The 23,632-nt window shown below is 58.3% G+C and carries 13 protein-coding genes; 4 read left to right on the forward strand and 9 right to left on the reverse strand.

All coding sequences use genetic code 11. The features are described 5' to 3' along the window. Positions 1 to 260 precede the first annotated feature (260 nt). From H7698_RS25980 to H7698_RS26010, 7 genes are all read right to left on the reverse strand, one after another. Positions 261 to 518 (reverse strand): hypothetical protein, encoded by a 258-nt coding sequence (locus H7698_RS25980; protein ID WP_194693245.1) that lies wholly within the window; start codon positions 516 to 518, stop codon positions 261 to 263. A gap of 482 nt (positions 519 to 1,000) precedes the next feature. Continuing rightward, positions 1,001 to 1,180 (reverse strand): hypothetical protein, encoded by a 180-nt coding sequence (locus H7698_RS25985; RefSeq protein WP_162436755.1) that lies wholly within the window; start codon positions 1,178 to 1,180, stop codon positions 1,001 to 1,003. A 156-nt stretch (positions 1,181 to 1,336) separates the two neighbouring features. Continuing rightward, the gene (locus tag H7698_RS25990) at positions 1,337 to 2,506 is read right to left on the reverse strand and encodes a lactonase family protein (RefSeq protein WP_194693389.1); all 1,170 of its coding nucleotides are present in this window, start codon (positions 2,504 to 2,506) and stop codon (positions 1,337 to 1,339) included. Then, a complete protein-coding gene (locus tag H7698_RS25995; protein WP_194693246.1) occupies positions 2,499 to 2,795 on the reverse strand; it encodes a DUF5629 family protein in 297 nt (98 codons plus the stop codon). Before H7698_RS25995 ends, H7698_RS25990 begins: the two co-directional genes overlap by 8 nt. A gap of 355 nt (positions 2,796 to 3,150) precedes the next feature. Further along, entirely contained in the window at positions 3,151 to 4,731 is a 1,581-nt protein-coding gene (locus tag H7698_RS26000; RefSeq protein ID WP_194693247.1) for an aldehyde dehydrogenase (NADP(+)), read from the reverse strand. Between the two features lie 10 nt (positions 4,732 to 4,741). Beyond that, positions 4,742 to 5,734 carry an AraD1 family protein gene (gene araD1, locus H7698_RS26005; RefSeq protein WP_194693248.1) on the reverse strand — a complete coding sequence of 331 codons (993 nt, stop codon included), beginning with the start codon at positions 5,732 to 5,734 and terminating at the stop codon, positions 4,742 to 4,744. Positions 5,735 to 5,885: 151 nt separating this feature from the next. Continuing rightward, on the reverse strand, positions 5,886 to 7,208 hold the full coding sequence (locus H7698_RS26010; protein ID WP_162436759.1) for an MFS transporter: 1,323 nt from the start codon (positions 7,206 to 7,208) through the stop codon (positions 5,886 to 5,888). A 193-nt stretch (positions 7,209 to 7,401) separates the two neighbouring features. Here H7698_RS26010 and H7698_RS26015 point away from each other — a divergent pair, with 193 nt between their 5' ends. From H7698_RS26015 to H7698_RS26030, 4 genes are all read left to right on the forward strand, one after another. Continuing rightward, positions 7,402 to 9,138: an IlvD/Edd family dehydratase gene (locus H7698_RS26015; RefSeq protein ID WP_194693249.1), complete on the forward strand. Its 1,737-nt coding sequence runs from the start codon at positions 7,402 to 7,404 to the stop codon at positions 9,136 to 9,138. 163 nt (positions 9,139 to 9,301) lie between these two features. Continuing rightward, positions 9,302 to 10,018, forward strand: coding sequence for a FadR/GntR family transcriptional regulator (locus tag H7698_RS26020; protein WP_194693250.1), 717 nt, complete (start codon positions 9,302 to 9,304; stop codon positions 10,016 to 10,018). A gap of 153 nt (positions 10,019 to 10,171) precedes the next feature. Beyond that, positions 10,172 to 14,857, forward strand: a complete 4,686-nt coding sequence (locus H7698_RS26025; RefSeq protein ID WP_194693251.1) for a dermonecrotic toxin domain-containing protein — start codon at positions 10,172 to 10,174, stop codon at positions 14,855 to 14,857. Positions 14,858 to 15,107: 250 nt separating this feature from the next. Next, positions 15,108 to 19,955, forward strand: a complete 4,848-nt coding sequence (locus H7698_RS26030; protein ID WP_194693252.1) for a dermonecrotic toxin domain-containing protein — start codon at positions 15,108 to 15,110, stop codon at positions 19,953 to 19,955. Between the two features lie 68 nt (positions 19,956 to 20,023). On the opposite strand, the gene H7698_RS26035 is transcribed toward H7698_RS26030, so the two are convergent. Both H7698_RS26035 and H7698_RS26040 read right to left on the reverse strand, forming a co-directional pair. Next, positions 20,024 to 22,408, reverse strand: a complete 2,385-nt coding sequence (locus tag H7698_RS26035; RefSeq protein ID WP_194693253.1) for an efflux RND transporter permease subunit — start codon at positions 22,406 to 22,408, stop codon at positions 20,024 to 20,026. Positions 22,409 to 22,436: 28 nt separating this feature from the next. Next, a complete protein-coding gene (locus H7698_RS26040; RefSeq protein WP_194693254.1) occupies positions 22,437 to 23,489 on the reverse strand; it encodes a WD40/YVTN/BNR-like repeat-containing protein in 1,053 nt (350 codons plus the stop codon). Between the last annotated feature and the right edge of the window lie 143 nt (positions 23,490 to 23,632).

The raw sequence follows: 23,632 nt of genomic DNA on the forward strand, positions 1-23,632 counted from the left end.
TGCGTTCGGCTGTGATGCCTGTTTCGACTGTGCTGGCCAGGTTACCTGTGGCGAGGGGATTTATTCCCGTTCCAGTGCGTAGCACTGGCAATTAATCTTGGGGTCGCTGCGCAACCCAACGGGGATAAATCCCCTCGCCACAAGGCATAGGGCACAGGGCACAGGGCACAGGGCATAGGGCACAGGGCATAGGGCATAGGGCATAAATAGGGCATAAATAGGGCATATGGCACAGGCCATAGGGCACTCAGGATTCGTGTTTACGCCAACACCTCACACATCTGCAACGCCGAGCAATCCACCTGGAACGGTCCGAAAAAATCTCCCTGGCGTTTCATCGGTGGATTGCCAGCCAGCATGCCCAACGCTTTAGCCGTCTGAATGTTATGCGCCATGTTGTGATTGGCTTCGATGGACCGCGCCACCGCCCCTGCCGAACCTTGCCCGAACCCCAACAACGAAGCGCCGTTAGTCATGAACGCCAAAATGGCGAGCAACCAGAATTTGTGCCCTTTCATGCGCCAGCAACTCCCAAACGCTCAGCCTGATCGACCGTGGCGAGGGGATTTAGCGAAAAGTCGCACCGCCCCGTTCCAGTGCGAAGCGCTGGCAGACAATCCTGGGGTCGCGCGCGACCCAACGGGGCGGTGCGACTTTTCGCTAAATCCCCTCGCCACAGGAGAGCGATGGCCAGATAGGCGCCGTGTTTGGCTGAGGTGAGGATAGCGCTGGCCATGGTGTTCTCCGTGGGCATGTTTCAGAGCCCACAGAATCATTGAAAACCACCGCGGCGACCAACAAGGCTTATCTATAGTGACTATCAGTTTCGTTGATCGTGAATTCCTGAAACTGCGCAGGGGCATGCGCCAGGGAAGCCAGTATTTAAAAGGCCCGCAAACGCGTTATGCAGGAGCGACATCACTCATGGCTTCTCGACGCAACGGCTATCGAGCTGTCAAAAGTGACTTCGCTCCTGCATAAAAAGTGCAGGGCCAGAACTTCAGGCTTGGGTTTTGTGATCCAGGGCTGCGTGGAAGTTGGCGCTCTGTTGCAGGTATTTCGGGGTGTAGCTTTGGGTGTGGGATTTTTTGCTGCTGATCTCGACGCTGGCACTGGTTGGCAGCGCTACGGTGGCAGAGATAGCGGAAGCGGCAATGATGGAGAAAAGATTGAAGTTCATGGCGGTATTCCTCGGAGTCAGTTGGCTTGCTTGCCCGGTGGGGCCGTGAAGCAAACTTAACCTTCGAAGGTGATCGCCTTGAAATGCTTTGTAGCACTTCCACATATCAGTGTCATTGATAGAAGGATGCAGGCCCCATCAACCGGGGCCTGCGGCCTATTGACGCACCAGGAATTTGAGATCGCTGGGCGCGTCCATGGCTAGCTTCTGCACGGTTTTACCCAACAAACCGCTTTTGGCATCGCGCTCGACGACGACAATCTGGTTGCTCTTCTGGTTGGCAATCAGCAAAAACCTGCCACTCGGGTCGAGGCTGAACTCACGCGGGTGATCACCTTCTACCGAGCGACGCTGCAACTCCGTGAGGTGGCCGGTGGCCGGATCGATGGCAAACACCAACAGTTGATTGGCAGTCCCGCGGTTACTGACGTACAGGAACTTGCCATCTGTCGAAGCATGCAACGCCGCAGCGGCCTTGTCCGAGACCGGCTGACCCGCCGCCAGATCGACCATTTGCGTCTGCTCAAGCTTGCCGTCCTGGTAATCGAACACCGCGACCTGCGCGCTCATTTCCATGGTCAGCCAGGCATGCTTGCCATCCGCGCTGAACAGCAAATGTCGCGGTCCACTGCCCGGTGGCAGCTGAACCGACGCCGGGGCGGCGGCGGTCAAGGGCAGTTGCGGATTGGCCTTGGGGTCGAAGCGATAGACAAACACCTTGTCCGCCCCCAGGTCATTGGAAAACACATAGCGGCCGTCCGGCGACGAGATCGTCGAATGCACATGCGCCGACATCTGCCGCTCAGGATTGACCCGACTGGACGGATGACTGCTCATCTGCACCACCGGTTTGAGCGTGCCATCGGCGCTGACGGGCACGACCGCCAGGGTGCCACCCGGGTCTTCCACGACTGAGTAGTTGCTGACGAAAAGGTGACTGGCGTCAGCACTCAGGCTCGAATGCGTGGGCTCGTTGCCCAGGCTCTGAACCTGGTTGATCAGGCTCAATTGGTAGGACTTGGGATCGATCGAATAGCTGCTGACGCGGCCTACCGGATCAGCCTGTCCCGGACCGTTTTCGTTGACCACGAACAGACGTTGCTGATCCTTGGACAAGGTGAGCCAGGACGGGTTTTCGGTTTTGATCACTTGCAGGGGTTTAGCGTCGATCTGCCCGGTAGCGCTGTCGAAATTCAGCCGATAGATGCCCTGGCTCTGGCCGGCGGTGTAGGACCCGACCAGCAATTGGAAGTCATCGGCCGGCGCTGCCTGAACACCCATCGCGCCGACGCTGCCGGCGATCAACAGTGGCCAGAAATTACGCATCCTCATTCCCTTCGTCCTCGTCGTCACCACCGCCGAACGCTGTCAGGCAGACCAGTCGATGCTCGCCGGAGTCACCCGTGATCACCCAGCTCTGCAAGGTGGGGTCGAACGTGGCAGCCTGAATCTGCGCCGGGGTGAATTCCCAGTGTTTGGCCGCACGGCCGTCCATGCACTCGATGTGCAGGTTGTCATCCTCGTCCAGCGAGAATTCAAAGGCGTGCAGGCCGTCGATTTCAACCATGTCGCAGTGTTCGAGGGTGTTGAGCAAGGTGTCGTTTGCGGCAGTCATGGCGGTCAATCTTTGAAAGGGGAAAGACGCAATGATAGCTCAATGTGGGGGTGGGTCTGCGCGTGCCACGTTATAGATATCGATGCGCCCCCTGTGAGAGCGAACTTTTGTGGCGAGGGGATTCATCCCCGCTGGGCTGCGAAGCGGCCCTTGTAGGAGCGAGCCTTTGTGGCGAGGGGATTCATCCCCGCTGGGCTGCAAAGCGGCCCTTATGGGAGCGAGCCTTTGTGGTGAGGGGATTTATCCCCGCTGGGCTGCGAAGCGGCCCTAAAAGTTCTGCGACTGCTTCGCATTCGAACGGGGATGAATCCCCTCGCCACAAAGGCTCCCTCCTACAGGAACGTGCGTTTCGTCCTTAGAGGGCATCAGTGGACGGTTTGCCATCCACAAGGCGCTGAATGCGCAGCGGATTGCCGTTCTTCAACGCATCCGGCAGCAAACTCTCAGGGTAGTTCTGGAAACACACCGGACGCAGGAAACGGTCGATCGCCAAGGTGCCCACCGATGTACCACGGGCATCGGACGTTGCTGGATACGGCCCGCCATGGACCATCGAATCGCAGACCTCCACACCGGTCGGATAACCATTGAGCAGGATGCGCCCTACCTTCTGTTCCAGCAGCGGTGTCAACTCGGCGAACTGCTCGAAGTCTTCCGGCTCGCCAATGAGGGTTGCTGTCAGTTGCCCGTGCAGGCCATTAAGTGCAGCGCTAAGCTGCGCCTGATCCGCGACTTCGACGAACACCGTGGTCGGACCGAACACCTCTTCCTGCAACACTTCATCGCCGTGGATCAACAAATCCACATTGGCCTTGAAGAGTTGCGGCTGTGCCTGATTGCCCTGTTGCGACTGGCCGGCCAGGTGCTCGATTGACGGGTGCGCGAGCAGCTTCTGCAACCCTTTGCCATAACTGCTGAGCGTGCCGGCATTGAGCATGGTTTGCGCCGGTTGGTCATTGATCAGCGCCGCTACCTGTTGCACGAACGCGCTGAACTGCGGCGAACGAATGCCGATCACCAGACCGGGGTTGGTACAGAATTGACCACAGCCTTGAACCACCGAAGCGGTGAGGTCGCGGGCGATGGTGTCGGCCCGCGCTTGCAGCGCCTGCGGCAAGATGATCACTGGGTTGATGCTCGACATCTCGGCGAACACCGGGATAGGTTGTGCACGGGCTGCGGCCATGTCGCACAAGGCTCGGCCACCCTTCAATGAACCGGTAAAACCGACAGCCTGAATCGCCGGATGTTTGACCAGCGCTTCACCGACCCCGCCGCCGTAAATCATGTTGAAGACGCCCGCGGGCATGCCGGTTTTTTCCGCCGCGCGAATGATCGCATCAGCAACGAACTCGGCGGTGGCCATGTGACCGCTGTGCGCCTTGAACACCACCGGGCAACCGGCGGCCAATGCAGACGCCGTGTCGCCGCCGGCAGTGGAAAATGCCAACGGGAAATTGCTCGCGCCGAACACCGCCACCGGACCGAGGCCGATGCGGTACTGGCGCAAATCGGGACGGGACAGCGGTTTGCGATCCGGCAGTGCCTGATCGATCCGGGCGCCATAGAAGTCGCCGCGACGCAGCACGTTGGCGAACAGGCGCATTTGCCCGCTGGTACGGCCACGCTCACCTTGAATGCGTGGCGCGGGCAACGCGGTTTCGCGGCAGACCAGTGCGACGAAATCATCGCCCAGGGCGTCCAGTTCATCGGCAATCCCATCGAGGAATTGCGCGCGGCGTTCGGCACTCAGACGCCGATAGGCCGGGTACGCGGCAGCTGCCGCCTCGGCCGCGGCATCAACTTCTGCCGGTGTTGCCTGATAGAAGTCATGGGGCAACGCCTCGCCGGTAACGGCGTCGACGCTCTGGAGTGTGAGGGTGCCGGCAGCGCTGCGCTGCCCGCCTATGTAGTTATGACCAAGAATGCGGGACATGCATGTATCCTTAAAGTGTGCCGACGGTGCCAGGTTCAAACGCTGCTTCCACGGGTGTGATGCCGTTAATCAGCGGCGCGCCGAATTCGGCCTGGCTGATCTCGAACAGATCACCGGGTCGGGTGCGAATGCCCTCGGCAAAGGACAGGGTGGCGGTGCCGAAGAAGTGAATGTGCACATCCCCCGGCCGCAGGAACTGGCTGTATTTGAAATGGTGGTACTCAAGGTTTTCCAGGCTGTGACACATGTTGGCCTCGCCGCTGAGAAACTCGTTCTGCCACAGCACTTCGCCGTCGCGCAGAATACGGCTGGTGCCCGCCAGGTGTTGCGGCAGTTCACCCAGCCGAAGCTCCGGGCCGTAGCTGCAGCTGCGCAGTTTTGAATGCGCCAGATAGAGGTAGTTCTTGCGTTCCATGACGTGGTCGGAAAACTCGTTGCCCACCGCATAACCGAGGCGATAGGGCCTGGCGTCGGGACCGATGACGTACAAACCACTGAGCTCCGGCTCTTCCCCGGCATCTTCAGCGAACGGCGGCAGTGGAAACGGATGACCAGGGCGTACAACGATGCTGCCGTCACCCTTGTAAAACCATTCAGGCTGTACACCCGCCTGCCCTGCTGCGGGTTTGCCGCCCTCCACGCCCCATTTGAAGATGCGCATGGTGTCGGTCATCGCGGTTTCGTCGCCGATCTGCTGGTGCATCTTGTCGCGAGCCGAGGCGCTGCCCAGGTGGGTCAGGCCGGTACCGCTGATCAGCATGTGCGCCGGGTCCGGGTGATCCAGCGGTGGCAGGATGCGACATTGGGTCAGCAGGTCTGCATAGTCGTGACTGAGGCCCAGCCCCAATGCCTGGACCTGTTGCTCAAGATTTTTACCGGCCTCAATGGCCGCCAACGCCAGATCGCGAACCGTGCGCGCATCCTGCACCTCACGCACCAGCCCCTCCTCGACCACGCCAACCCGGCGCTCGCCGTTAATCAATTCGAACTGAACCAAACGCATGGTTTTCTCCTTTAAACAAACCTTTCAACAGCACTGCAAAATCCTGTGGGAGCTGGCTTGCCAGCGATAGCGAACTGTCAGGTACATCAACGCACAACGCGCTGCCGTCATCGCTGGCAAGCCAGCTCCCACAGGGGGCGGAGTCAGTTGTTCAAGTACGCGTCGCACCCCGTGCGCTGGCGGCGAATTGGTCCGCCGGCAGCACATGTTTGCGCTCCAGCAAGCGGTACACCACGCCGGTCAACACGAGCCCGAAGACCATCACGCCGGACAGGAAATACAGCCCCGAGGCGAGATTTCCGGTGTATTCCTTCAACGCACCAATAACGAACGGACCGATGTAGCCGCCCAGGTTGCCCACCGAATTGATCAAGGCGATGCCCGCTGCGGCACTGGCGCCGGCGAAGAAACGACCCGGCAAGGTCCAGAACACGGCGGTGCACGAGAACAGCGCGAACGCCACCAGACACAGCGCCGCCAATTGCGCCACCGGCATCGTCAGCCAGGCGCTGAAGAACAGACCGATCGCGCCCAGTACATAGAGCACCGCGAGATGACCGTAGCGATCATTCAGTCGGTCTGAGCTGCGCGGGATGATCAACAAGCCAATGATCCCGAAAATGTACGGCACCGATGACACGAACCCGGTCGTCAGGTCGCTGCCGCCAAATTGCTTGATCAGCGTCGGCAGCCACAGACCGAGCCCATAAATGCTCAAGGTCACTGGCAGATAGAACAACGCCAGCAGCAACACCCGTTTGTCCTTGAGGGCGTGCAACGGATTGCCGTGGCGAGTCTGGCCATATTCCTGAAGGTCCTTTTGCAGTTCGCCGGTCAGCCAGTCCTTCTCGGCCTGGTCCATCCATTTAACCTGTTGCGGACCGTCCGGCAGCCAGCGCAGCACCGGCCAGGTCAGCAGGATCGCCGGGGTGCCGATGACGATGAACAGCCATTGCCAACCGTGCAGCCCGAGGGTGCCGTCCATGCCGAGCAGACCGCCGGACACGGGGCCGGTGATCATCATTGCGATGGGTTGCGAGAGGATGAACAGCCCCAGGATCTTGCCGCGATGGCGCACCGGGAACCATTGGGTGATGTAGTAGAGAACGCCCGGAAAGAACCCGGCTTCGGCGGCACCGAGCAGAAAGCGCATGACATAAAAACTGTGCGGCCCCTGAACGAAAGCCATGCCGATGGTGATCGCGCCCCAGGTCACCATGATCCGCGCAAACCAGCGCCGCGCGCCGAAGCGTTCGAGCATCAGGTTGCTGGGAATCTCCAGCAGGAAGTAACCGATGAAGAACAGCCCGGCGCCCAGTCCATAGGCAGCGTCGCCAATGCCGATGTCCGCGCCCATGTGCAGCTTGGCGAACCCTACGGCGGAGCGATCCACATAGGCGATCAGGTACAGCAGGATCAGGAAAGGAATCAGTTTCAGCGTGATGCGACGTATCAGCCGCAGTTCCTGGCTCATGAGATCGGTCTCCGATTGTTGTTGTTATAGAACCTCGGGGGACGCCTCTCGCAGAAAACCGCCAGGGCAATCCCTCCGTTGCGACCGACTATATAGTATTACTATTTACTCAACAACACTTCCAAACCGTCGATTTAGCGCTTATGTTATCCATCAGCCGGAACAATATAGTCATACAATAAGAGAATCGATCATGTCTGATAAAAAACCCAATCTGCGCTCTGCCCAATGGTTCGGCACGGCTGACAAGAACGGCTTCATGTACCGCAGCTGGATGAAGAATCAGGGCATTGCCGACCACCAGTTCCATGGCAAGCCGATCATCGGGATCTGCAATACCTGGTCGGAACTGACCCCCTGTAACGCGCATTTCCGCCAGATCGCGGAGCACGTCAAACGTGGGGTGATCGAGGCAGGCGGCTGGCCGGTTGAGTTCCCGGTGTTTTCCAATGGCGAATCGAATCTTCGTCCGACCGCCATGTTCACGCGAAATCTGACGAGCATGGATGTTGAGGAAGCGATTCGCGGCAACCCGATTGATGGCGTCGTGCTGTTGACCGGCTGCGACAAAACCACGCCTGCCCTGTTGATGGGCGCAGCCAGTTGCGACGTGCCGGCCATCGTCGTGACCGGCGGGCCGATGCTCAACGGCAAGCACAAGGGTCAGGACATCGGTTCCGGCACCGTGGTGTGGCAACTCAGTGAGCAGGTCAAGGCGGGCACCATCACCCTCGATGACTTCCTCGCGGCCGAGGGTGGCATGTCCCGTTCGGCGGGCACCTGCAACACCATGGGCACCGCCTCGACCATGGCCTGCATGGCTGAAGCCCTGGGCACTTCCCTGCCCCACAACGCGGCGATTCCAGCCGTCGACGCACGCCGTTATGTGTTGGCGCACATGTCCGGCATGCGGGCGGTAGAGATGGTTCGCGAAGACTTGAAGCTGTCGAAAATCCTCACCAAAGAAGCATTCGAAAACGCCATTCGCGTCAACGCCGCCATCGGTGGTTCGACCAATGCCGTTATCCACCTGAAGGCCATTGCCGGCCGCATCGGTGTGGACCTGGAGCTGGATGACTGGACCCGCATGGGTCGAGGCATGCCGACCATCGTCGACCTGCAACCGTCCGGTCGTTTCCTCATGGAAGAGTTCTACTACGCCGGAGGCTTGCCCGCCGTACTACGCCGCCTCGGCGAAGCCAATCTGATTCCCCATCCGGACGCGTTGACCGTCAACGGCAAATCCATTGGCGAGAACACCAGGGACGCGCCGATCTATGGCCAGGACGAGGTCATTCGCACCCTCGACAATCCCATCCGCGCCGACGGCGGCATCTGTGTGCTGCGCGGCAACCTGGCGCCGCTCGGTGCCGTGCTCAAACCGTCCGCCGCCAGCGCTGAGCTGATGCAGCATCGCGGTCGTGCGGTGGTGTTCGAGAACTTCGACATGTACAAGGCGCGGATCAACGATCCAGAGCTGGACGTGGATGCGAACTCGATACTGGTCATGAAAAACTGCGGCCCGAAGGGTTATCCGGGCATGGCTGAAGTTGGCAACATGGGGCTGCCCGCGAAGCTGTTAGCCCAAGGCGTGACGGACATGGTGCGCATTTCCGACGCGCGCATGAGCGGCACGGCGTACGGCACGGTGGTGCTGCATGTCGCCCCCGAAGCCGCTGCCGGCGGGCCTCTGGCGACGGTGAAGGAAGGTGACTGGATCGAACTCGATTGTGCCAACGGGCGACTGCACCTGGATATTCCGGACGCGGAGCTCGCGGCGCGCATGGCGGATCTGCAACCACCGCAGCAACTGATTGTGGGCGGTTATCGTCAGCTGTACATCGATCATGTACTGCAAGCAGATCAGGGCTGTGACTTCGATTTCCTGGTCGGATGCCGAGGCGCCGAAGTCCCCCGCCACTCGCATTAAGCGCAAAAGATCGCAACCTGCGGCAGCTCCGACATTGGAATGCATTTCCCCTGTGGGAGCCAGCCTGCTGGCGCCCACATTTGGTTTGTGTATCCACCTCAATACTGTGTCGTGCCTGCTATCATGCGCGGCATCTCCATCCCACAGGATCGCGCCGTTCCCCATGGATTACCGCAAACCCTCCGACCGCAAAAGCATGCACTCGCGCATCGTCCAGGAACTGGGCATGCAGATCGTTTCCGGGCGGTTCAAACCGGACGACAAGTTGCCCGCCGAAGCGCTGTTGTGCGAAGAGTACGCGGTCAGCCGACCGGTGCTGCGCGAAGCCACGCGGGTACTGGTTGCCAAAGGCCTGGTGTATTCCCGTCCGCGCGTCGGCACGGTGGTCAAGCAGCGCAAGGAATGGCACATGCTCGACCCGGACGTGTTGCACTGGCTGATGCAAAGCAGTCCGCAAAATGAATTCTTCGACCTGCTGACCAGTGTGCGCAGCATCATCGAACCCGCTGCGGCCGCCCTGGCCGCCCAGTTCGCCACCGACGCGGACATCGCCTCCATCGGTGAAGCCTATCAACGCATGGAAGCCGCGCCGACACCGGAAGCCTTGCTGCAACCGGACCTGGATTTCCATAGCCGGATCGCCGATGCGACGCACAACGATTTGCTGGCGAACCTGTGCAACATGCTCTCGGTCGCGATTGCCGAAGCGCTGAAGCATTCCAACCAGCGACCGAACCTGCACGAGCTGGCATTGCCACGGCATAAGGCAATCCTCACCGCCATCGAAAACCGCGACGCTCTCGGTGCACGGCATGCGACGCTGGTGCAGCTGGATGATGCGCGCAGTGCGCTGAACGTGGTGTTGGGTAGCGATTTCTGACAGCCAGCGAGGCGTGTCTATGTTTTACGATGTTTATCGGCCCACTGAGTGCTGCTGACCCATTGAACGGTTGATGTGCGATATCCCTTTACCGCACGTTAAGCCTGCTGCCGTTCTATGTTGTGCAATCCTGAACGTGCCAAGGATTGCACCATGCCAACATTACCGACACCGACCTCACTGGACTCAACCAGCATCATCGCGCGTGCCGTCAGCGCCCGATTCGACAACCGACCGACATTACGCTCGCAAACCGCTCGCCTGCTCAAGGAAGGTTTGCTGGAAAAGTACCCCGAGCTCGACTTCGACCCTTATCAAACCAAGCTTGCCCAGCCCATTCCGAACGGCGCGTGGCGTCTGTCTTTATTACTTGACGAGGTGCTGGAGTACCTCGCCAGCGGCGTGAAACTCGATCTTGGAGATCAATACGGTCGCAACTGCTTCCTGACCAATAAAGTGCCCAAGCAAATGGGGGTCAGCAAAACCACCTCGCGTTTGCCTGACATGCGGGTCATTGAAGCGGTTATCCTCGAGCTCCCGGACATTCTGTACATTGGTTTACAGGAAGCCCTGACGGCTTACTGGAATGACGATACCGGCGCGGGGGGCAGCCGCTGGGAATGGCTTGGCGATCTCCTCGCTGGCCTGCTGAAAACGGCAGCGGTCCGCCACACAGGTCTTGACGCCTCACAAGCCGGGGTCTTGACGGAACTGGCCAACCACCCTGATCGTCAGGTCCGTTTGCAAAAGCCGTGGTCCGGAGGCGTTATTCAAGCCTGTACGCTTCAGACCACTCTGAGCAAAGGCACTGTCTCGGCCAGCCTGCAGACGCCCGACCTGCTGCTCAGTTGCGCTGAAACCCACCTGTTGTGCAGCTTGACCGGCGGTGTCGAGGCGTACTCGTCACTGGAGGAATTTGGTCGGGCCTGGGCGGAGCGTTTTCAGCAGGACTTTACTGTCGACACCATCATCTGGAAGCGGTTCGAGCCGGCGGGCAACATCTTCGACACCCAGGCCGCCTTACTGCTGAATCAGCAGCTGGAAAACCTGGCGGCACTCAAGTTTCCCGCGAATCAAAGCCTGGACGCACTGCAACAGCGCATCGACGCCATCACCGATGTCGCCCGTCTGTTCATTGACACGCTGAGTGATCCCCGCAACCTTCAACCGATACAAGCGACCCTCCCGGAATGGTTGCAAGCGGCCAGCGCCACAGATCGCATGGCTTACCGGCAACATATCCTGGCGCTCGCCAGCACCAAACAGCAAACCCACGGGCGCTCATATCGCGATGGCATTGATGACCTTCACACCTTCGCGAAGAAAGCGCTGCACAAGCAAATGCTGGAAGATCAACCACAGGCCCCCGGTTACAACGCCGACGAACTGGAACTGACCTTCCACGTGCCTGTCGGTAACATGGGCAGCGGCTACATCGAACCAGTGAAGATGTCCCTGACCGAGCTGGCAATCAAGAACCTGGCAGGCAAACCCAAAGGCCGGATGACCATTCGTCACACGGGCAATCAACTGATCCAGGATTGGACCACCGAAACTTACCTGCTGGATCTGGTGACGCGCGTCGATGTCGGTAAGCACTACCCCGAACTGATCGATAGTCTGCTGCTGGGTGATAGCGCTGAAGCGCGCGAACGTGAAAAGCTGTTCTCGCTGGAACTGGCCATTCAGTTACCACTGCAGGCGCTCGAACACTCTATCCGGGGCGAGCATGGTTTCAACCGACTGGGCTATCAATACGTCAATGCGCTGATGAAAAAAACGGCCACCGAACGCATAGTCGAAGAGCAGGTGATTGTCATCAGGCCCTTGGCGTTTCAACGCAAAGCAGCCGCGGACTGCGATGTGGTCGCCAACATGTTTATCATCGAAGCCAAAGACCTGAACGCCGACGGTCCCCATGTTCTTTATCGACCACTCTACACACCCGCCCTGCAGCAATACGCTACCCGCAATGACCTGCTGAAAGCGATCGCCCTTGCCGGACCGTTGCAAAGCAGCGTGCTGACGTGGCTCAGCGATCGTGCAACGCCGATCTATGCCAACAATGGATTCAACGAACCGCACATCGTCCATTATCATGTCGGCGACGACTTCACCCCTTTCGAAAAACCTGCGCCGGCAATCCTGGTGGGCGATGCGGCGGCAGCGGATTGGTTGAAGGCTGTCGAAGAGGATCGATTACTGGCCCGTCTGTTCATCAGCAACGTTCGAGCATTGGTCGAGCTCGCAGACCGGCAATCCGTGTCCGATGCGCAGAGTCGTTGGGCGATCATTCTTGAAGGCGGTTGGCTGGTCTTCAACCTCCTGATTCTGCCGTTACGCGGCCCTGCCATGGCCGTAGGCTGGATGTTACAAATCACCCACAGTCTGATCAACGATATTCCAGCACTGGACAGCGAAGACGCTGTCACCCGAAATCTGGCGTGGACCGATCTGTTTTTGAACATCGGCCTGGTGCTGCTGCATGGGGCGAAAGAACCCGACATGGCAACGCTACCCGACAGGGTAGAAAAGCTCGCCCCGATCGCACTGGAGCCGTTGCGCCATCCTTTACGTTCGTACCCGACGCCACTGGATCCAGTCATCCACCAGAGAGCACCCGGCTTACCCTCGCAGCCTCCTGGCAGTGGCAATACGCTCTTGGATTTCAACCTGTCGATGGCTCGGGATTCGGCCTCAGCCAGACTGTTCAACACCTTGCTGGAGGTTCAGGTCCCATGGCCAGAACCTCTGCCCGAGCCCGTAGCGGCCGGTGCGTTCAAAGGGCTGTACCTGATAGATAACAAATGGCACGCAACGCTTGCCGGTTTGCTGTTGCGCGTGCGCATCGTGCCCGGTTTCGGCGAGGTGTTTCTGATCCATTCGGACCATCCGGGCATCAAGTTGAAAAGCAATGGAAAGGGTCAATGGAGTCTGGACTACGGTTTGAAACTCGTCGGTGGCGGCCGAGAGTCAAGAATCAAGGCCCAACGTCGAGAGGCGGTAGATCGCATCAATCTTCTCGATCGCAATTACGAGGCGTTTCTCGGTCAGCAGGTGGAGGTGCAGCGAGGCGTGGATATTGCTGAACAACTGATGAACCAGCAAAGAGACCTTCCTACCGCTACCGAACAGGTGCGAGCGAGGTTCAGGCAGATTTTCAACAGTAAGCTGGACAAGCAGACCGACACTTATGTGACGCAGATCGCCGCACTGAAGGAAATTGCCGCACTGAAAAAAGCGGATCTTCCACAGCCCCGAATGGCGGCCCTGCTGGAGAACACTATAAACAACGTCCGCAAACGGATTGTTACCGCTGATATGGACCGTCAAGCCAATGTCAGCAACTATCCTGAATTCAACAATGGCCTCGAGCGGATGGATGCTGCACTGTTTGACGGCGGTGTTGCCGCGAGGGATCGCTACCTCGAATTCCTCCGCAAAACTGCCGATATCAACGACACCATGATCAAGCTTTACGAAGAGGTGGACACTCGACTGCTGGAGTTAAAAGAAATTTCCCGCCAGGGGCGAGATGCCTGGCAGCGATTGACGAGCAATCGATCCGGCAAAGAATTTACAGCACTGCGCCTCAAAGCTTTTCATCTGGAGATATTGCGCCCGCTCAGTATCAAGCGCTGGGGGGTTCGAACCGTCCTGGAGCTGGACGAGGCTATGGTTCCAGTGGTGTTATTGTCTCGTTCGCATTCTGAACTGCAAGGCTCGACAGTCTATGAAAGTGCCGATCGTATCGCGGTGCTTGATAATCTTGTCGGCCGCTACAGTAAGGCGCAGGACGCGTTGGAAAGTATTGGCATTTTCAGCAATGATGAATTGGACGCCACCGCGTTCAATCGTCTACGCGAGATCATCGGCGAATTACGGCTCGATGCCGAGCGTCGCCTGGCGGACGAATTGCAAAGCCTGCCAGCGTTGGAATCGCCTGGCCCTTCGTCTGGCCCCAACCATCCCCCTGCCAAACCTCCCGCGCCGAGAGCGAGCCGAAAGAGGGTCATCAAAACCGACACCAACGGCACATTGATTGGCGACCTGCGTCCACGGGTGACCAATCAGGTGGCAGACATTGTCGACATCAAGAGCCCCTTGGAAGGCAGCACCCTGGCTTCTTTCCACGAACAAGAGCCAAACGTTTGGGTAGCAATCGAACCAGTGCAACCGGCACCTCGTGCGCTCGCGACCCCCTACCCGCAACTCAAAGGCGATGCCCGCAAAGCCTTGGCCAACGTTGACAATCAGGTGCAGAAAATCGAGGGTTATGCACGGCGAGCGAGTTCTCCCAGGGAAATTGAAGAACAGTTGCAACGCGAGGCGCAGAAGCTGACCGGTTATGCGGACAAACTCGAGAGCCACGAAAATGCTCCGGTCAATCCAGGGCAGGATGTGGGCCTGATTAGCGGACTGCGGGCCAAGGCAAACACTCTCGAGAGCAAAGCGACTGAACTTCGCACGCAGATAACGTTGGCCAGGCCACCGACTAGCGATGGGGTGGCGTATCTGCTGCGTAACAACGCGATTTACGTCCGGGTCTTTAGCCATCGGGTCCAGTTGAAAACCGGTCGAAAAGACTTCATGCAGGAGTACGTTCTGCTCGACAGCCAAAATCAACCCTTGTGGTACGCCCACTTTCACTATGCAAACGCAGTAGACGGGAAAGCCAATTACACCCGCGCCCATCTGAAAACCAAAGACCAGCAATTTGAAACCTATGAATCGGCCATGTTGAAGGCCAAGGATCCGCAGCAAAAAATCGATGTTTATCATGGGATCCTCAGCGAAGAGCTCGCGAGCCGCGAATTCCTGCCATTGGAACCGCGCTGATTCGAGACATCGATCAGGAGGCGGCCTCACCTCCGTCGCCCTCTCACACCCAGAGCAGATCCAGCTGATCCGATAGTTTTTCGGTAGCGCCGGATTCATATGCGACGCAGAGCGTCGTGAGTCATAGCGGTAGTATCCCGATACCGCACTCATGATGACGAAATGCGATTTCCTGTGACGGACCGCTCAGCGGTCCGTTTTCCCCGCAGCCACGACGGCACCGGGTTCACACAGGAAAAAGGACGTTGTCATGCCCGCTTCAAACACCGACGCAAAGTCGACCCTCCCGAGTCAATTGGCCGCCGTGGCCATTCATAAACGCTTCGCCCATCGCCCTTCGTTTTTTTCAGTGGTTTTCAATGCGCTGCGCGATCGAATCATGGAGCACTATCCCACTCTCGAAATCGACCTGCGAGACGTCAAACTCGCCAGCCCACACCCCGATGGAGGATGGGAATTCAAACTGTTGAGTAATGTCGCAACGGAGCATGTGCTTAATCCGCAACTCCTGGATCTGAGCCCTCGGCGCGAATTGCCGTTTTACCTCACTCAAAACATCCCCACCCGCCTGAAGTCCCCAGCCCCGCCTTACGTACTGGACATGCAGGTCATCGCCGACATCATCGCCGCTCTACCCTCGACCCTTTACATCTATTTCCAGCAGGCGCTGGCTGACCACTGGAGCGAGTCCGATACCCAGGGCAGCAACCGCTGGCAATGGTTCGGTGAGTTTCTCAAGGGTCAGATGATGGCCGCTGCCGCGTCGCGGTCGGACCTGGATCCCACGCAGCGTGACATGCTGTCTCTCGTCGCCGCGTGGCCGGAACGGCTTGCGCGTTTGTCACGCTCAACCCCCGTCACTGGCGCCTCTTTCATCGAAACAACCCTCAAGAAAGCTGGAAAAGAAGAGCGCCTGCTAACACCGGACCTGCTGCTCATACGGGGCAAACAGGTGTTGCTGTATGGCGTGGCCGGAACCATCGAGCTGTTTGACTCCATCGATGCTTTCGGCAAAGCCTGGGGTCTGCGAATGCAGCGTCGGTTCGAGTTCGACAGCATCAGTTGGCGGCGCAACGAACCTGACGGCAATGTGTTTGAACAGCAGGCCGGCCTCATTCTTAACCAGCAACTGGAAGACCTCGGAACAATGAAGTTTCAGGGCCAGAGCGAACGAGCCCTTGAGCGGCGCCTGGACACACTCACGGACCCGGCGCTGCTGTTCTCCAAAGTGCCTGAAGCCACATCTGCCCAGCTCGAACAGGTCCGCACTCACCTGCCCGAGTGGGTGACGCAAGCCAGCGTTGCAGACCGGTTTGCCTATCACCGTCATATGCAGGACATGGCCCAAGTGCTAAAGCAGAACCAGGGCCGATCATTCAACGAAGGGATTGCGAGCATCCATACCTTCAGTCGCGACGCCTTGCGCAGACAGATGCGCACAGATCATGGCGATCAGGACCCGGACGATGTGGTGCTGGATTTCTCTGTGGCCGCCGGGTACCCGGGCGGCGCGGGTTTTATCGGGCATGTGAAGATGTCGTTAACGGAACTGGCCCTCAAGAATCTTGCTGGCAAACCGAAAGGCACTCTCAAGCTGTCCTCGAAAAGCGGCAAAGCACTGCCGAACTGGCTTGATGCGGATTACGTGCTGGGGAGCAAAGGGCTGATTCAACGCGTCGACATCGGCGCGACCTACCCACAGAAAATCAAGGATCTGTTGCTGTCCGATACCCTAGACGCCCGTCGACGAGAGACGCTGTTTACCCGTGAACTCAAGGTCAGTTTGCCCACGCAGGCGCTGGAATTTGCCATGCGTAAACAACACGGGGTTACTGTCCAAGGCTACCGCTGTGTAAAGGCCGTGTTGGGTGAAACAGTCCGGGATAGAAGCATCGACGGACAGGAGATCGTTCTGCGCCCATTGGCTCTTTGCAGAGCCGCCGGTGCTACACCCGATACTGTAAACAACATCTTTATTATCGAACCCCGCGACACCAACGTCGGTCCGCACCTGCTGTACCGGCCGCTGTACGCCGACTGCCTGTACGAATACCCGACACGCCAGGCCCTTCTGGACGCCATCGCCACACCCGGTGAACTGCAGACCAGTGTATTGATGTGGCTGACGGACAAGGCTCGGCCCATTTTTGACCACGGCGGAATCAAAGAACCGCACATCATTCGCTTCACGCTGGGGGGTGAGTTCGATCCTTACAGTAAGCCGTCACCCGCGACCCTGGCCGTCGACGACGGGGGCGACAGATGGTTGCAGGCGCAAGCCGACGGACAGTTGCTCAACCATCTGTTCCACAGCACCGCGGGGGCGCTCGTCGAACTGGCCGATCGGGATTCGGTGTCCAACAGCGAAAGCCGCTGGGCCATCGTGATGGAAGGTGCGTGGCTGCTGTTCAATACCCTGGTATTGCCGTTGGTCCAGGGGCCGGCCATGTTGGCGGGCTGGTTCCTGGTGTTAGTCAGCAGCCTGGAACAGGATCTGGCAGGACTCGACAGCGACGACCCGACCACCAGAGAGCTGGCGTTGATCGACCTGTTGCTTAACACCGCGATGGTGCTGCTGCACGCGGCATCCAACCCCAAGCGGCAACCGTTGCCGGAGCCCGCCGCGCATGACAGCAACCTGCACCTTGCCTCATGGCTGCGTTCTTCAGCGCCCCACCCTGAGACCCCGCCGCTGGTGCGGCAGAATCCGCTCGCGTTGTCTGGTGAACCGCCGGCGACAGGACGTACGGCGTTGGATTTCAGCCGTTCGCTTGCCAGTGCCGGGGCCAGCGCAAAATTGCTGGACGCGTTGCTTTCGGTCCACGTGCCGTGGCCCTCCCCTCTGCCGACTCCGGAGGCCAGCGGTCGCTTGAAAGGCTTGTACCGAATAGACAATCTCTGGCATGCCAGCGTCGGCGGTTTGCTCTTTCAGGTCAGCATCGAACCCGGCTTCGGTGATGTTTATCTGGTCGATCCCAAGCACTCCCATCACCCCGGCTTTCAGCTTGCCAGCGATGGCTTGGGTCATTGGCGCTTGCGACGCGGCGTCAGGCTGGAAGGGGGAATGCCCAGGGAAAGAGTTCAACGATGGAGAGCCGAAAACCAGGATCATCTGGATCAGTTAAGCGCCCAAACCGACGCGCTCAGAATTGAGATCTCGCCGCTGATACCACCTTTGCGAGAAGCCAGGGAGGCATTGCAAACATCCCGCGTAACGTTGGATAAACAAAAGAAACGCTTGAGAGTGCTCTGGAATCTGACGCTCGCTGACGCAGGTCCTGAAAAGAAAGCCGAGTACCTCAAAAAGCATGAAGAGCAACGAAACATCACGGCCGTCGCGAAGGCTGGCATGGACATCGAGCTCGACAAATACCTGGACGCCGTCGCAGCGATTGCTCCTTTGATTCTCAAAATTGTCGAGAAACGTACCGAGCAAATGGCAGCAGACCTGACGAATGGGAATCACCTGACCCTGCGCAACCAGTCGGCGTTGATGGAGTTCAATAACTGGAACATCGCTTTTGACTATCTGGTCACAGCTCGCATGGACCTTTTGGAACTGGAAAGCGGTGAGCACATCGATGAACTAAGCGTCCGTATCAACGATGAGTTGAGTAAGGGCATTACTACTGCCTACAACACATTTCTTAACATTCAAAAACAACTGCTTGCAATAGAAGAAAAACAGATTCCAATCGCCATGCGGATAGAGGCGCAATTGGATCAGGCGGATCCCGCTCTGCGTCAGTACTTGCTGACAGTGACGCCACTCGACCAGTACGTCTTCGCTGACCCCTTGGAGCAATCCAAGCTGCTGACGCTTCTTGAGCTGTCAATTGACCGGAGTTTCCAGCCTGGAGAACCCGTGCAGTTTTTCTTGGCGCTAAAGCTAATGGATTCTCGGATATTACAAAGCGTTCTTGCGCATTCGGAAATGCGTTCCCGCTCAGGCTACTCGACACTTGAGAAAACGACGGTCCTCCAGGATGTATTAGAGCACTACAAGCGTGTTGAGAACGCGTTCAATTCGTTGTCCGACATGCGGTCAGGTTACATTCGGGACGAATACCGGGAAGCCTTTCTGAAGCAATTCAGTGATGCCCGTTCCAGCCTTGAATCGCAACTGGCCGACCTGATCCTTGTCGAAGAAGGCTTCTTGCCTGAGCCATCCCCCGAAAAACCGGTGAAGGCGAAAACGCCAAACAAAAGAGTCATCAATACCAGCAAGGGCAGCCTGGTGGGCGACCTGCGTCCTTCTGACAGAGGAACTCAAGGCAGGGTTGTCGACGTCATAGACTCAAGTACCGGGCAGACCGTTGCTTCCTATCAGGAGCAAGGCACTACAGGTCTTTGGGAAGAGGTCAACGAGACAGGTTCTGCGACGCCACAGGCCGGAGTTCCGGACGTACCTGCGGGCCCTTCTGTTCGTTCACTGAAAAGGATAAAGGCAGACGCGGAAAAGATAGTGAACGAGCGGGCACGCATCGAGGGCAACATCCGCTTTGAACAGAGGCAGCTAAAGGATCCTCGCCGCATTGAAGACCTCCGCCCGTGGGAGTGGGATCACATGCTGACCAGGCCTGCCGAACAGCTCGAGTCCCTGGCCAACGAAATACAACGCGGGCACGCCGCCGATGCTAACGCAGTCAAATTAGCGGGTACTTATCTGGCCGAGGCGCAGGCGATGAAGACACAGGCTCGCGAATTCTGCCGCGAAGGGTACCTGTTACAACGCCCAAGAGCCTCCAACATCGAGTATCTGTTGGCGAATGATTTCGTCAAAATCACCCTCGTCAAAACTCACTTCCCATTGCAGGCGGGTGACTTTCTGACCGAGTACGCCGTGCACGACAAACGCAGGATCGGACAAGGTAAACCGGATGACAACAATGCCCTGTGGTACGCGCATTTCCATTACCCAACGGTTGATACGCCGAAACTGCAACCGCAGTTCGCCCACTTGAAGACGCATGCAGAGCGTTTAGTCACCCGTCGACAACTGTTTGAACAGGCGCAAAAGGACGCCCGAGCCGTCATCAATCTGAACAAAGAAATCATTGCACTGCCTTTGGCTAAAAAGCTGTTCCTCGAGATGTAAAACCAGAAGTGAAGTGAAAAAAAAGCCCGGGCACAATGCCCGGGCTATTTTTTTGCTGCGGTCAACTATCAGTGAGCAAACAACGAATTGCCTTTCTGCCCCGCCAGTTTCTCCGGCTTGATCAGGAACCGTGCCAGCGCTGGCAACAGCCACAGCGCGCCGAACATATTCCACAACAGCATGAAGGTCAGCATCAGGCCCATGTCGGCCTGGAACTTGATCGCCGAGAAGATCCAGGTGCACACGCCGATGGCCAGGCACAGGCCGGTGAACAGTACGGCTTTACCGGTGGATTTCAGCGTCTGGTAGTACGCCTCTTGCAGCGGCAGACCGGCACGCAGGAAGCTTTCCAGGCGGCTGTAGATGTAGATGCCGTAGTCCACGCCAATCCCCACGCCCAGTGCCACGACCGGCAAGGTCGCCACTTTCACGCCGATGCCCATGAACGCCATCAGCGCGTTACCGAGTACCGACGTCAGCACCAGTGGCAACACGATGCACAAGGTCGCCGCCCAGGAACGGAAGGTGATCATGCACATGGTCGCAACGCAGATGTACACCAGAATCAGGATGGTCAGCTCGGATTCCTTGATCACTTCGTTGGTCGCCGCCTCGATCCCGGCGTTACCCGCCGCGAGGATGAATTCCAGGCCGTCCTTGTTGTTCTCCTTGGCGAAGTCCTGCACCGCGTGAACCGCTCGGTCCAGGGTCGCGGCCTTGTGGTCGTTGAGGAACACCAGCACCGGGGCCAGGGAACAGCTGTTGTTGTACAGGCCATCTGCCCGGGCGATGGAGTTGTTCAACACATCCGGGTTACGTGACAGGGTTTCCCATTTCAGGTTGCCCTCGTTCATGCCCTTGATCATCTGCTTGGACACGGTCACCAGCGAGATCGCCGACTGCACGCCCTCGGTGTTCTGCATCTTCCACATCAGCTCGTCGATCGGCGCCATGGCTTCGTAGCGCGAGCAGCCTTCGGCCTTGGTTTTGACCATCACCACCAATACGTCAGAGCTGGTGGAGTAATTGCTGATGATGAAGTTGTTGTCCTTGTTGTAACGCGAGTCCGGACGCAGCTCCGGAGCGCCCTGGTCCAGGTCGCCAATTTTCAGATTCTGGCTGTACCAGAGGCCGCCACCGAAAGCGATCAGTGCCAGGGCAATCGACACCGGGGCGACTTTCGGGCTGGCGAAATTCGACAGCAGACGCCAGAACGGATGCTCGCGCACCGCGTCCTTCTTGCTGCGCTCCACGGCGCGCTTGCTGATGCCGACATAGGAAATCGCCACCGGCAACAGGATCAGGTTGGTGAACACGATCACCGCCACGCCGATGGACGCGCCGATGGCCAGTTCACGAATCACGCCGATGTCGATGATCAACAGGGTAATGAAGCCCACCGCATCCGCGAGGATCGCAATCATCCCCGGCAGAAACAGTTGACGGAAGGTCCGTCGTGCGGCGGTCAGAGCGTTGTCCGCCTCGCTGGACTGCAAGGCGATACCGTTGATTTTCTGTACGCCGTGGGAGATACCGATGGCAAAAATCAGGAACGGCACCAGCATCGAATAGGGATCGAGCCCGAAGCCGAAAAAGTGCATCAAGCCGAGTTGCCAGACCACCGCCACCAGCGTGGTACTGAGTACCGCCACGGTGCTGCGCATGCAGTTGGTGAACCAGTACAGCAGGATCAGGGTGATCACGAAGGCGATGCCGAAGAACATCACCACCATGACCAGACCATCGATCAGATCGCCTACTTTCTTGGCGAAACCGACGATGTGGATCTTGATGTTGGGGTTCTGTTTCTCAAACTTGTCGCGGATCTTGTCTTCGAGCTCGTGGGAGAACTTGCGATAGTCCAGGGCCAGCAATTTGCCCTGGTCCTGCGGGTCCGGGTAGGACTCCAGCAATGGAATATCGACGATGCTCGACTTGAAGTCGTTGGACACCAGTCGCCCGACTTGCCCGGACTTGAGCACGTTGTTGCGCAGCAGATCGAGGCTTTCCTGCGAACCGTTATAGCTTTGCGGGATCACTTCACCACCGGAGAAGCCTTCTTCCGTCACCTCGGTCCAGCGTACGCTCGGACTCCACAGCGACTTGAGACCGGAGCGGTCGACGCCGGAGATATAGAACACTTCGTCGTTGATCTGACGCAGGGTCTCCATGTACTCCTTGGAGAAAATGTCGCCGTCGGTGGCTTCAACCGAGATCCGCACCGTGTTGCCCAGGTTCGCCAGGTCGTTGCGATGCTCCATCATCTTCTGAATGAAGGGATGTTCCAGCGGGATCATTTTTTCGAAACTGGTGGACGGACGAATCAGCGTCGCCTGCCAGAACAGGAAAATACTGACCAGCAGGCAGATCGTGATCACTGCCGGGCGGTTGTTGAAAATCAGGCGTTCGAGAAATGTCGCCTTGTCTTGGTGATGGCTGCTTAGGGATGTCATAGACCCGCCTTCTTATTATGTGCCCGGCTCATTTGCCCAACTCGGCGCCCGATGGCGAAGTAGCGCGAACGCCGCCCTGTCCTGCCAGAATCAGATTTCCGTTGCCTGCGGCAGTGACAGCCGACACGGAAATGCGATCCGCACGGTTGAACACGCTGAAGGTTTCGCCGTTGTCGTTGCTGCGGATCACCGAGCCACCATTACCAACGATCACGATGGAACCGTCATCGAGCAACGTAGCTCCGGACAGACCAAACTCCAGCGCGCCACGGGTGGCCTTGAGTTCAACCGGCTCCCAGGTGGTGCCGAAATCGGTGGAGCGGAACAGGTTGCCGCGCAATCCGTAAGCCAACAGGGTGTTGGCTTGGGCCGTACCGATCACGCCGAAAAGAGAACCTTCGTACGGGCCTTCGAGTTTTTCCCAGGTCTGACCCCAGTCCGCAGAGCGGAACATGCTGCCCTGCTCTCCGACGATGAACAGCCCGGCATCCTTGACGGCTGCGATGCCGTTGAGGTGAAACTGGTCTTCGTTATCGAGGCGGTCGCTGGCGTCTTCCCAGTGCTTGCCGCCATCGGTGGTTTCCAGCAATGCGCCATAGGCACCCACGGCAAAGCCGCTGTTGGCGTCCTTGAACCAGACGTCCAGCAGCGGCGCTTCGCGTGTCAGATCTTCGTATTGTTTGGTCCAGGTGACGCCGCCGTCCTCACTGGCGAGGATCTGCGCGTCATGACCGACGGCCCAGCCGTGTTTGTCGTCGACGAAAAATACCGAGGTCAGCAGTTGCCGGGTCGGTACCTTGGCCTGCGTCCAGGTAGCGCCCTGGTCATCGGAATAAAGGATGTGCCCACGATCACCGACGGCCACCAGCCGCTTGCCGGCGTGCACGACATCGAGCATCAGGCTTTTGCTGGCCTTGGCGGATTCAACGGAATAGACAACATCGGATGCCGGCGCGGCCGCGGCCAGCACAGGAGCCGACAACATGGCAGTGCCCAACAGCGAGAGCGCTGTAGCCAGCAACGCGAATTTGCGTAATGCCGGCGGGCGGCAGATACCCACACCCATGACAGGCTCACTCATAGACCTTCCCCCATTATTATTGTTAGGTCGTTCAACCTTTCAGGGCGCCGTAAGGGTGTTCATCCTGATCGGCTTTCTGGAGCATAGTCCTGAAATGCGCAATCTAGAGCCCCTTCGGAAGCTGGCTTATCCTATCGGGGTTT

The sequence above is a fragment of the Pseudomonas sp. p50(2008) genome, assembly GCF_015351605.1.
In the GTDB taxonomy this organism is placed as follows: domain Bacteria; phylum Pseudomonadota; class Gammaproteobacteria; order Pseudomonadales; family Pseudomonadaceae; genus Aquipseudomonas.